This window comes from Serratia ureilytica (genome assembly GCF_017309605.1).
Lineage (GTDB): Bacteria > Pseudomonadota > Gammaproteobacteria > Enterobacterales > Enterobacteriaceae > Serratia > Serratia ureilytica.
The window spans coordinates 4,385,710-4,397,257 of record NZ_CP071320.1 but is presented as its reverse complement, the minus strand read 5'-3'; the positions used below and the strand labels follow the sequence as shown (position 1 = coordinate 4,397,257).

Below are 11,548 nucleotides of genomic sequence, written 5' to 3'. Positions count from 1 at the left end.
TTTTGATAGTATAAAAATGCCCTCTCGGGTTTGCCACCGCTTTTCTGCAAAGTTGGCGCGTTTGGCCAGCTGTCAGGCGATTTGCGCAACGTCGGCGCTATCTCTTAAATGCAATAATGTGATAACTAATAATTAGAAAGTATTTTACTTTTCCAATAAACGCCGTTGCGGCTAATAAAAATCCGGCCGGCGATAATATCTCGCCGCCCTGATTTGTCAGCCAAAGTAAACGTTTTTTACCTGGCTCCGATCATGGCGATACACTTCTTCTTCTACAGTATTGAATGGATGAGCGATTGCGCTGTCTATGGTAGATATCTGCGTCCGGGCCGTGCGCCCGGTTTTATTTTGTTCTGCGGCGCCGTGGCGCGGCGGTTACCGGGGAGCTGGGCGGCTCCCGCGGCACAATCAGTGAGGAAAGAGCGAGGATGGTCAAGGTGGACAAGCGACGGCTGTTGGCGATGGGGCTGTGCCTGACGGCGTTTTCCGGCGCGGCGCTGGCGGATTCTCTGGATGCGCAACGTCAGCGCTACCAGCAGATCAAGCAGGCGTGGGACGGCAATCAGATGGACGTGGTGGCGCAGCTGATGCCGACGCTGCGCGATTACCCGCTTTATCCTTATCTGGAATACCGCGAGCTGACTCAGGATCTGAGTCAGGCGGGGTTCTCCGAAGTGAACGACTTTATCAAACGCAACCCGACGCTGCCGCCGGCGAAATCGCTGGCGCCGCGCTTCGTCAATGAACTGGCGCGGCGCGAAGATTGGCGCACCCTGCTGGCCTTCAGCCCACAGCCGCCCAAACCGGTGGCGGCGCGCTGCAACTATTACTACGCCAAATGGGCTACCGGCGACCAGCAGGCGGCCTGGAGCGGCGCCGACGAGCTGTGGCTGAACGGCAAAACGCTGCCGAGCGCCTGCGATCGGCTGTTCAGCGTCTGGCGCGGCGCAGGCAAGCAAACGCCGCTCGATATTCTGGCGCGCATGAAGCTGGCGCTGAAAGAGGGCAACAGCTCGCTGGTCAGCAACCTCTACAGCCAACTGCCGGCCGACTATCAAACCATGGGCAACGCTCTGGTGCGCTTGCAAAACGATCCGACCACCGTGGAAGCCTTCGCCCGCAGCGTAGGGCCGACTGACTTTACCCGTGCCGCCACCGGCATCGCCTTTGAGCGCCTGGCGCGGCAGGATGTGGAAAACGCGCGGGCGATGATCCCGACGCTCGCGCGGCTGCAGAAAATGAGCGACGAGGAGCGGCTGGGGCTGGAAGAGGCGGTGGCCTGGCGCCTGATGGGCAGCGACGCTACCTATGAACAGGCGCAGTGGCGCGATCAGGTGATTCTGCGCAGCCGTTCGCCTTCGCTGCTGGAGCGCCGGGTGCGCATGGCGCTGGGCAACGGCGATCGGCAGGGCGTCGCGACCTGGCTGGCTCGCTTGCCGGAAGAGTCGCGCAACAAGGATGAGTGGCGCTACTGGCGCGCCAATCAGCTGATGGACGAAGGCAAACGCGCCGAAGGCGAGGAGATGTTGCGCAACCTGATGACCGAACGCGGCTTCTATCCGATGGTGGCGGCGCAGAAGCTGAACGCAACCTATCCGGTGATGGTGGCGGTGGCGGCCAAGCCGCGCGCGTCGCTGACCGACGGGCCGGAAGTGGCCCGAGTGCGCGAGCTGATGTACTGGAATATGGACAACCTGGCCCGCAGCGAGTGGGGTTCCTATGTCGCCAGCCGCAGCCGGCCTGAACAAGAGGCGCTGGCGCGTTACGCCTTTGAGCAAAAATGGGCCGATCTGAGCGTGCAGGCGACCATCGTCGGCAAGCTGTGGGATCATCTGGAAGAGCGTTTCCCGGTCGCCTGGCCGCAGGAGTTCCGCCGCGCCACCGATGACAAGGGGATCACCAGCAGCTATGCGATGGCGATCGCGCGTCAGGAGAGCGCCTGGAATCCGAAGGCGCAGTCGCCGGTCGGCGCCTCCGGCCTGATGCAGGTCATGCCGCGCACCGCGCAGCATACGGTGCAGATGTACAACATTCCCGGCTATGTCGGGCCGAGCCAATTGTTCGATCCGCAGACCAACATCACCATCGGCACCAGCTATCTGGAGTCGGTCTATCAGCAGTTCGGCCGCAACCGCATTCTGTCGAGCGCCGCTTATAACGCCGGCCCGTCGCGAGTGAACACCTGGCTGGGCAACAGCGCGGGGCGGATCGATCCGGTAGCGTTCATCGAAAGCATTCCGTTCTCGGAAACCCGCGGCTACGTCAAGAACGTGCTGGCTTACGATGCGTTTTACCGCTATCTGACGCACCGGCCGGCCAAGGTGCTGACCGACGCCGAGTGGCAGAGACGTTATTGATTTTGACGGCCCTATGGTATGCTGCTGTACTAGTTAAATAGTATGGTGGCTGCCATGACGCAATTATCGTTAAACGACCCCGCTCTTTCAGAACAAGGCAATGAGGATTGGCTGCGCTTCGTCGCGCTGCTGCAGAATTCGTTTGCGCAAGAACTGCATCAACCGCTGTTGCAATTGATGCTGACGCCGGACGAGCGCACCGCGCTGGGCACCCGGGTGCGGATCATTCAGGAACTGATGCGCGGCGAGATGAGCCAGCGCGAGCTGAAAAATGAACTGGGCGCGGGGATCGCCACCATCACCCGCGGTTCTAACAGCCTGAAAGCGGCTTCACCCGCGCTGAAACAGTGGCTTGAGCAGCAGTTGCTGCACGACGCGCCCTAGCAGACTCTGCGTTATTGCTGATAGATGGCGTTGTGGAACGGCACCAGCGCCAGCAGCAGCGCCTGATGATAAACGCTGGTGCGGCTCAGCCGGCCGTCGGTGAAGACGCCGATGGCGCCGCCCTGGCGCTTCACCTCGGCGTTGCCGGTGATCGTCGCCATTTCGCTGCCCAATTCGCGGCCTTCGCGAATACCTTGTAAAATGACTTCCGGCAGCATCAGGCTCGCCGAGCGGGATTCACCGCGGATGGACGGGTTCTCGATGGTCATCCAGGCGAAGGTCATATTCTCTTCAATCCCGGCTTCCACGCCGACCCAAAAATCGGCCTCGGGCCTGACCTGGCGCGCTTCCATCACGCGTTGACGCGCACCGGTGCGCGTTTCGTGATTGCCTATCGGCTGCAGCGAAACGCCGCTGGCGACGTCGACGGGTTCAATGCGGTATTGGCCTGCGCCGAAGACGTCATCGAAGGCCAATTGAATAGCCTTGATCTTTGCCGGGTTGGTAGTTGCAGCGACAACATGGTACATAACGGGTTTGATATCCTTCTGGCCGATACGCCGGGCAGCGGCAAAAGCGCCGCCGGGCCGGGGATAAACGCAAATTTCACGCAGTATAACGGAAAACAAAAATGTTACAGGTATACCTCGTTCGCCACGGCGAAACGGAATGGAACGCGGCTCGCCGCATCCAGGGTCAGTCCGACAGCCCGTTAACCGCCATGGGGGAACACCAGGCCCGTCTGGTCGCCAGGCGCGTCAGCAAAGAAGGCATTACGCATATCATTACCAGCGACCTGGGGCGCACGCGCCGCACCGCGCAGATCATCGCCGAAGCCTGTTGCTGCGAAGTGATTGGCGATCCGCGTTTGCGTGAGCTGCACATGGGGGTTCTGGAAGAACGCCTGATCGACAGTTTGACGCCGCAGGAAGAACAGTGGCGCAAACAGATGGTCGATGGTACTCCTGACGGCCGTATCCCTCAAGGCGAATCCATGGAGGAGCTGGGCGAGCGCATGCGCGCTGCGCTGGAGAGCTGCCTGATGCTGCCGGAGGGCAGCAAGCCGCTGCTCGTCAGCCATGGCATCGCGTTGGGGTGTTTGATCAGTACGGTGCTCGGGCTGCCGGCCTATGCGGAACGTCGCCTGCGCTTGCGCAACTGCTCACTGTCGCGCGTCGATCACCAGCAGAGCCCGTGGCTGGCTTCCGGCTGGATCGTCGAAACGGCGGGCGATGTCACGCATCTGGACATGCCCGCGTTGGACGAACTGCAGCGTTAACGTCGAATCGGGATCAGGTAATCGCACTTGATCTCGGTAGGCGCCTGATGCGGACGGCGCTCGCCTTTCGGGTAGAAGCGCTCGATGTCGTGCCCTTTGCGGCGCGTCAGTTTGAGCTCCGGCAGGCAAGTGCCGTAGACCGTCAGGATAAAGTCCTGCAGGCCTCCGATGGGCCCTTCATAGCTGAACATTGCAAATTCGCCGCCCGGCAGCACCAGCGGTTGAACTTCCTGCACTTTATCAGGCACCTGATCCGGCTCCAGCGCCGTGGTGTACAGCACTTCCTGTTCGTCGTCCTTCTCCTGGCTCGGACGCGAGTGGTGCAACCCGTACAGCACCGGCGGCAAGGTTTCGACTTCGCCGAGGAACTGGCGCCAGAACTGCGAGCGCAGCTCGGTGCGCACGGTGGTGATCTGTTCCAGCGTGCAGGAGTAGCTTTGGGTCAGGCCGACCAGATGCTTATCCGGCAACGAGAGGAACTCGGGCTGCGGCAGAGTGAAGGCCCCCAGACGGATCGGCGGGCAGATGCCGAACGCGTTCCAGTCTTCGGCGCGGCGGTACAGCGCCGGCGTTTGCGCAAACTGTTTCTTGAAGGCGCGCGTGAAGGTCTGCTGCGAGTCGAAGCGATATTGCAGAGCGATATCCAAAATCGGCCGGCTGGTCAGGCGCAGCGCGACGGCGGCCTTGGACAGCCTTCTTGCCCGGATGTAAGCACCGATGGCATTACCGGTAATATCTTTGAACATCCGTTGCAGGTGCCATTTGGAGTAGCCAGCCTTGGCCGCCACGTTATCCAGCGACAAGGGTTGGTCCAAATGGCTTTCCAGCCAGCTAAGCAGATCACGAATGATACCGGCTTGATCCATAGAACTTCCTCGTAAAGCTTGGGGGTAGGAACCCGAACTGTTGATTCGTCACGCTGGTGCTGCGCTATCAGACCGATCCATGAGCCATTATGGGTTGCACTCTTTGCCTCTGCTGCGCATGCCGCGCCAGAGTTGGATTGGGGTACACCGTAGTGGGCGCAAAGAAATAACGACGCCGCATCATAGCAATTTTTTTCCTCCGCGACTCTCAAAGATTTTTGTCACGCTCTGTGCTAAAACGGACGGTGCGGACCCGTAAAAACCCAATTCCGTGAGCTTAGACATAAATAATGGTGATCGCCGAGCCCATTTTCGCGGCAAGGTTATATCGGAGTTAAGTAAATGAAAAAAAGCTGGATATTTTTATTCGGTTTGGTTTGCGCAACCGTGGGAAGCGCACAGGCGGAGCAAGTGGGTTCCGTTGATACGGTGTTTAAATTGTTGGGGCCGGACCACAAAATCGTGGTCGAAGCGTTCGACGATCCGGATGTTAAAAATGTAACTTGTTATATCAGCCGCGCCAAAACCGGCGGCATCAAAGGCGGGCTGGGCCTGGCGGAAGATACCGCCGACGCGGCCATTTCCTGCCAGCAGGTCGGGCCTATCGAGCTGAGTGACAAGATCAAAAACGGCAAGGCGGAAGGCGATGTGGTGTTCCAGAAACGCACGTCGCTGGTGTTCAAGAAGCTGCAGGTGGTGCGCTTCTACGACGCCAAACGCAATTCGCTGATCTACCTGAGCTACTCCGACAAGGTGATCGACGGCTCGCCGAAGAATGCGCTGAGCGCGGTGCCGATCATGCCGTGGGCTGAGGCAAAATAAAAAAACGGGGTTCAGCATGCTGAACCCCGTTTTCATGACGGCAGGCTGGAATTACTCTTCCAGATCGCCGCAGAAGCGGTAGCCTTCGCCGTGGATGGTGGCGATGATTTCCGGCGTGTCCGGCGTCGATTCGAAGTGCTTGCGAATGCGACGGATGGTGACGTCCACGGTGCGGTCATGCGGTTTCAGCTCGCGGCCGGTCATCTTCTTCAGCAGTTCGCCGCGGGACTGGATCTTGCCCGGGTTTTCGCAGAAGTGCAGCATGGCGCGGAATTCGCTGCGCGGCAGCTTGTACTGTTCGCCGGCCGGGCTGATCAAAGAGCGGCTGTTGATGTCCAGCTCCCACCCGTTGAACTTGTAGCTCTCGACCAGGCGGCGCTCTTCGCCGAGGCTGCCCAGATTCATGGTGCGCGACAGCAGGTTGCGCGCGCGGATGGTCAGCTCACGCGGGTTGAACGGTTTGGTGATGTAATCGTCGGCGCCGATTTCCAGGCCGAGGATTTTATCCACCTCGTTATCGCGGCCGGTCAGGAACATCAAGGCGACGCTGGCCTGTTCACGCAGTTCGCGCGCCAACAGCAGGCCGTTTTTGCCTGGCAGATTGATGTCCATGATGACCAGATTGATATCATTTTCAGACAGGATATTGTGCATCTCTGCACCATCATTGGCTTCATGAACAATGTAGCCTTCCGCCTCGAAAATGCTCTTCAGGGTGTTACGAGTGACTAACTCGTCTTCGACAATCAGAATGTGCGGGGTCTGCATATTTGCTACCTAAAATTGCCAACAAAATAGAAAATAGGAAGTACAGAAGTCTCTGTTTTCTTAGAGGAGGGCAGAGATAGCGCCACGTTCCCTCTCAGCAAATGACTAAAGTACGTAAACTCGTTCTTGATGCACTTTCCATCTCATGTCAACAAGATCGCTAGCCTGGTGGGGATGCCGTTCCCTACAACCCCTTGGGTGCCAAAACGGCGCATATCCTAACCCCATTAACAGCAATATAACAGCGCGTGCCGAATTCATCACCCAACAAAACTACGCTTTGTTGACATATATCAAATTCAATTGTAGCACGTTAACAGATTTGTGAAAAACACTTACAGAAATGCCAGTTTAAGTCACAGAACCTCAAATTCTGTGAACGATTCAGCATTATCCGGCCCGATAGGATACAATTATTCGCTTATTGATCATTGCGTTGTTTTAACTCATTGATAAATAAATGCAGTAAAACATAAGCATGAATAATGACTATTACGACAGGTTTATTAGCTCAACGAGCCGTTTAATCTTGTTTGTTGCTATTAACGCGTTTATTGTTACGCAATTGTAAATACATGCGGGCGCTGCGCTATCGTCAAAAACGCAGGCCCGCCTTCGGTGGAAGAGTGATGCAGCTTCATATTGTTCTAGTGGCTCCGGCGCGGCCGGAAAACGTCGGCGCGGCGGCGCGCGCGATGAAAACCATGGGTTTCGCTTCGTTGCGCATCGTCGACAGCGAGGCGCATCTGCAGCCGGCGGCGCGCTGGGTGGCACATGGGGCCGGCGAGATCCTCGACGGCGTGCAAACGTTCGCCACGCTGGAACAGGCGCTGGCGGATGTGGATTTTACCGTCGCCACCACCGCCCGCAGTCGCGCGCGTTTTCACTACTACTGCACGCCGCCTGAGCTGCTGGAACAGCTGAGTGAGCGTAAGCAGTGGGTCGGCCAGGCCGCGCTGGTATTCGGCCGCGAGGATTCCGGCCTGACCAACGAAGAGCTGGCGCTGGCGGATTTGCTGACCGGCGTGCCGATGCAGGCGGATTATCCGTCGCTCAATCTGGGCCAGGCGGTGATGGTGTACTGCTACCAGTTGGCGAGCCTGATGGGCGTCAACGCCGCGCCGCAGGAGGCTGCGGCGCCTGAAGGGCAACTCAGGGCGTTGCGCCACCGCGCCGATGCTTTGTTGGATGCCCTGGAGGTCGGCGATGACCAAAAATTGCGCGACTGGCTGCACCAGCGCCTCGGTGCGTTGCCGCAGCGAGATACGGCGATGCTGCATACGCTGCTGCACGACATCGAAAAAAAACTCGCCAAGTGATAGCGGCTCCAGCAGGCGGTTACTCAGTGTGATCCACTATTAAACCGGCTTTAGGTTGTTTTTTTGTTCTGTCATTTTGCTTTTCACCTGTTGCATCGCGCATTACCGCCGCTGAACGGAAAATAAGCAAAAATAAGAAATCGTTTGACTTGGGATAGCGATTGCTTTAACCAATAGAGGGGACAAAGTATTTCATGAGACAGACAGACAACATGCGCAATATCAGCCTGACTACCACAATTATTACCACCACCGATACCACAGGTAACGGGGCGGGCTGACGCGCACAGGAAACACAGAAAAAAGCCCGCACCTAATCAGTGCGGGCTTTTTTTTCGGCTTAAATTCGGAGAGATCACAAATGCGAGTGCTGAAATTTGGCGGAACCTCGGTAGCGAATGCGGAACGTTTTCTGCGCGTCGCCGACATCATGGAGAGTAACGCGCGTCAGGGACAGGTAGCCACGGTCTTGTCCGCCCCCGCAAAGATCACCAACCATCTGGTGGCGATGATCGACAAAACGGTGGCGGGCCAGGACATTCTGCCGAATATGAGCGACGCCGAGCGGATCTTTGCCGACCTGCTGAGCGGGCTGGCGCAGGCGCTGCCGGGCTTTGAATACGATCGTTTGAAAGGCGTGGTCGATCAGGAATTCGCGCAGCTCAAACAGGTGCTGCATGGCGTCTCGCTGCTGGGGCAGTGCCCGGACAGCGTGAACGCGGCGATCATCTGCCGTGGCGAAAAGCTCTCCATCGCCATCATGGAAGGGGTGTTCCGCGCCAAAGGCTATCCGGTCACGGTGATTAACCCGGTGGAGAAACTGCTGGCGCAGGGCCACTACCTGGAGTCCACCGTGGACATCGCCGAGTCTACGCTGCGCATCGCCGCCGCGGCGATCCCGGCCGATCACATCGTGCTGATGGCCGGTTTCACCGCCGGTAATGACAAGGGCGAGCTGGTGGTGCTGGGCCGCAACGGCTCCGACTATTCCGCCGCGGTGCTGGCCGCCTGCCTGCGCGCCGACTGTTGCGAGATCTGGACCGACGTCGACGGCGTGTATACCTGCGATCCGCGCACCGTGCCGGACGCCAGGTTACTGAAATCGATGTCGTACCAGGAAGCGATGGAGCTTTCCTATTTCGGCGCCAAAGTGTTACACCCCCGCACCATCACTCCGATTGCCCAGTTCCAAATCCCTTGCCTGATTAAAAACACCTCCAACCCGCAGGCCCCCGGCACGCTGATCGGCAAAGACAGCACCGATGCCGATATGCCGGTGAAGGGCATCACCAACCTGAACAACATGGCGATGATCAACGTCTCCGGCCCGGGCATGAAAGGCATGGTCGGCATGGCCGCACGGGTCTTCGCCGTGATGTCGCGCGCCGGCATTTCGGTGGTGCTGATCACCCAATCCTCTTCCGAATACAGCATCAGCTTCTGCGTGCCGCAGGGTGAACTGCAGCGCGCTCGTCGCGCGCTGGAAGAGGAGTTCTATCTGGAGCTGAAAGACGGCGTGCTGGATCCGCTGGACGTGATGGAACGCCTGGCGATCATCTCGGTGGTTGGCGACGGCATGCGCACCCTGCGCGGCATTTCCGCACGCTTCTTCTCCGCGCTGGCGCGCGCCAACATCAATATCGTTGCCATCGCCCAAGGGTCTTCCGAACGTTCCATTTCGGTGGTGGTCAGCAATGATTCCGCCACCACCGGCGTGCGCGTCAGCCACCAGATGCTGTTCAACACCGATCAGGTGATCGAAGTGTTCGTCATCGGCGTCGGCGGCGTCGGCGGGGCGCTGATCGAGCAGATCTATCGCCAGCAGCCGTGGCTGAAGCAAAAACATATCGATCTGCGGGTGTGCGGCATCGCCAACTCGCGCGTGATGCTGACCAATGTGCACGGCATCGCGCTGGACAGCTGGCGCGACGCGCTGGCCGGCGCGCAGGAGCCGTTCAATCTCGGCCGCCTGATCCGGCTGGTGAAGGAATATCACCTGCTGAACCCGGTGATCGTCGACTGTACCTCCAGCCAGGCGGTGGCCGATCAGTACGTGGACTTCCTGGCGGACGGCTTCCATGTGGTGACGCCGAACAAAAAGGCCAACACCTCGTCGATGAACTATTATCAGCAGCTGCGCGCGGCCGCCGCCGGTTCGCACCGCAAGTTCCTGTACGACACCAACGTCGGCGCCGGTCTGCCGGTGATTGAGAACCTGCAAAACCTGCTGAACGCCGGCGATGAGCTGGTACGTTTCTCCGGCATCCTGTCCGGCTCGCTGTCCTTTATCTTCGGCAAGCTGGACGAAGGGTTGTCGCTGTCGGCGGCGACCCTGCAGGCCCGGGCCAACGGCTACACCGAGCCGGATCCGCGCGACGATCTGTCCGGGATGGATGTGGCGCGTAAGCTGCTGATCCTGGCGCGCGAGGCCGGTTATAAACTGGAACTGAGCGATATCGAGGTCGAGCCGGTGCTGCCGCCGTCCTTCGACGCGTCGGGCGACGTGGACACCTTCCTGGCGCGGTTGCCGGAGCTGGATAAAGAGTTCGCGCGCAACGTGGCTAACGCCGCCGAGCAAGGCAAGGTGCTGCGCTATGTCGGCCTGATCGACGAAGGGCGCTGCAAGGTGCGCATTGAGGCGGTGGACGGCAACGATCCGTTGTATAAAGTGAAGAACGGCGAGAACGCGCTGGCCTTCTACAGCCGCTACTATCAGCCGTTGCCGCTGGTGCTGCGCGGCTACGGCGCCGGTAACGATGTGACTGCAGCGGGCGTATTCGCCGATCTGCTGCGCACACTGTCATGGAAGTTGGGAGTTTAATATGGTTAAGGTGTATGCACCGGCCTCGATCGGCAACGTCAGCGTCGGTTTCGACGTGCTGGGCGCGGCGGTTTCGCCGATCGACGGCACGCTGCTGGGCGACTGTGTCAGCGTCGAAGCCGCCGAGACGTTCAGTTTGCAGAATGCCGGGCGCTTCGTCAGCAAGCTGCCGGCCGAGCCGAAAGAGAACATCGTTTATCAATGCTGGGAGCGCTTCTGCCAGGAGATCGGCCGCGAAGTGCCGGTGGCGATGCGTTTGGAAAAGAACATGCCGATCGGATCGGGGCTGGGTTCCAGCGCCTGTTCGGTGGTCGCCGGGCTGATGGCGATGAACGAATTCTGCGATCGTCCGTTGGATAAGACGACGCTGCTCGGCCTGATGGGCGAGCTGGAAGGGCGCATTTCCGGCAGCGTGCATTATGACAACGTGGCGCCTTGCTATTTGGGCGGCCTGCAGCTGATGCTGGAAGAAGAAGGCATTATCAGCCAGGAGGTGCCGTGCTTTGACGATTGGCTGTGGGTTATGGCCTATCCGGGCATCAAAGTGTCCACCGCCGAAGCGCGCGCCATTTTACCCGCGCAATACCGTCGTCAGGATTGCATCAGCCATGGCCGCTATCTGGCCGGCTTTATTCACGCCTGCCATACCCGGCAGCCGCAGCTGGCCGCCAAATTGATGCAGGACGTGATCGCCGAACCGTACCGCACCCGGCTGCTGCCGGGCTTCGCCGAAGCGCGCAAGGCGGCGCAGGAGATCGGCGCGTTGGCCTGCGGCATCTCCGGCTCTGGCCCGACGCTGTTCGCCGTCTGCAACGACGGCGCCACCGCGCAACGCATGGCCGCCTGGCTGCAACAACACTATCTGCAAAACGACGAAGGTTTTGTTCATATTTGCCGTCTGGATACCGCAGGCGCTCGACTACTGGGATAAC

The 11,548-nt window shown here is 59.2% G+C and carries 11 protein-coding genes and 1 other annotated feature; of the genes, 8 read left to right on the top strand and 3 right to left on the bottom strand.

Going from position 1 to position 11,548, the window contains the following annotated elements:
* The first annotated feature begins 428 nt into the window (after positions 1 to 428).
* Positions 429 to 2,357, top strand: coding sequence for a murein transglycosylase (gene sltY / locus J0X03_RS20795; protein ID WP_069101000.1), 1,929 nt, complete (start codon positions 429 to 431; stop codon positions 2,355 to 2,357).
* Positions 2,358 to 2,411: 54 nt separating this feature from the next.
* Positions 2,412 to 2,741, top strand: a complete 330-nt coding sequence (gene trpR / locus J0X03_RS20790; protein ID WP_016929152.1) for a trp operon repressor — start codon at positions 2,412 to 2,414, stop codon at positions 2,739 to 2,741.
* 11 nt (positions 2,742 to 2,752) lie between these two features.
* Here the strand turns inward: trpR and yjjX are convergent, their stop codons facing one another.
* Positions 2,753 to 3,271, bottom strand: a complete 519-nt coding sequence (gene yjjX, locus J0X03_RS20785) for an inosine/xanthosine triphosphatase (RefSeq protein WP_033641807.1) — start codon at positions 3,269 to 3,271, stop codon at positions 2,753 to 2,755.
* A 101-nt stretch (positions 3,272 to 3,372) separates the two neighbouring features.
* Between yjjX and gpmB the strand changes: the two genes are divergently transcribed.
* Positions 3,373 to 4,020, top strand: coding sequence for a 2,3-diphosphoglycerate-dependent phosphoglycerate mutase GpmB (gpmB, locus tag J0X03_RS20780; RefSeq protein ID WP_069101002.1), 648 nt, complete (start codon positions 3,373 to 3,375; stop codon positions 4,018 to 4,020).
* Here gpmB and robA read toward each other — a convergent pair.
* Complete coding sequence (gene robA / locus J0X03_RS20775) at positions 4,017 to 4,886, bottom strand: MDR efflux pump AcrAB transcriptional activator RobA (RefSeq protein WP_033641808.1); 870 nt, start codon at positions 4,884 to 4,886, stop codon at positions 4,017 to 4,019. The two genes, gpmB and robA, sit on opposite strands and share 4 nt — an antisense overlap.
* A 342-nt stretch (positions 4,887 to 5,228) precedes the next feature.
* Between robA and creA the strand changes: the two genes are divergently transcribed.
* Positions 5,229 to 5,708 carry a protein CreA gene (creA, locus tag J0X03_RS20770; RefSeq protein WP_033641809.1) on the top strand — a complete coding sequence of 160 codons (480 nt, stop codon included), beginning with the start codon at positions 5,229 to 5,231 and terminating at the stop codon, positions 5,706 to 5,708.
* A 51-nt stretch (positions 5,709 to 5,759) separates the two neighbouring features.
* Here the strand turns inward: creA and arcA are convergent, their stop codons facing one another.
* A complete protein-coding gene (gene arcA, locus J0X03_RS20765) occupies positions 5,760 to 6,476 on the bottom strand; it encodes a two-component system response regulator ArcA (RefSeq protein WP_004933003.1) in 717 nt (238 codons plus the stop codon).
* A 629-nt stretch (positions 6,477 to 7,105) separates the two neighbouring features.
* On the opposite strand from arcA, the gene J0X03_RS20760 reads away from it, so the two are divergent.
* From J0X03_RS20760 to thrB, 4 genes are all read left to right on the top strand, one after another.
* Entirely contained in the window at positions 7,106 to 7,795 is a 690-nt protein-coding gene (locus J0X03_RS20760) for a tRNA/rRNA methyltransferase (RefSeq protein WP_046688215.1), read from the top strand.
* A 194-nt stretch (positions 7,796 to 7,989) separates the two neighbouring features.
* Complete coding sequence (thrL, locus tag J0X03_RS20755; RefSeq protein WP_071845095.1) at positions 7,990 to 8,076, top strand: thr operon leader peptide; 87 nt, start codon at positions 7,990 to 7,992, stop codon at positions 8,074 to 8,076.
* Positions 8,015 to 8,132, top strand: a sequence feature (Thr leader region). Its footprint overlaps the gene before it by 62 nt.
* A gap of 24 nt (positions 8,133 to 8,156) precedes the next feature.
* The gene (thrA, locus tag J0X03_RS20750; RefSeq protein WP_033641811.1) at positions 8,157 to 10,616 is read left to right on the top strand and encodes a bifunctional aspartate kinase/homoserine dehydrogenase I; all 2,460 of its coding nucleotides are present in this window, start codon (positions 8,157 to 8,159) and stop codon (positions 10,614 to 10,616) included.
* A gap of 1 nt (position 10,617) precedes the next feature.
* The gene (thrB, locus tag J0X03_RS20745; protein ID WP_004932993.1) at positions 10,618 to 11,547 is read left to right on the top strand and encodes a homoserine kinase; all 930 of its coding nucleotides are present in this window, start codon (positions 10,618 to 10,620) and stop codon (positions 11,545 to 11,547) included.
* The last annotated feature ends 1 nt before the right edge of the window (position 11,548 follow it).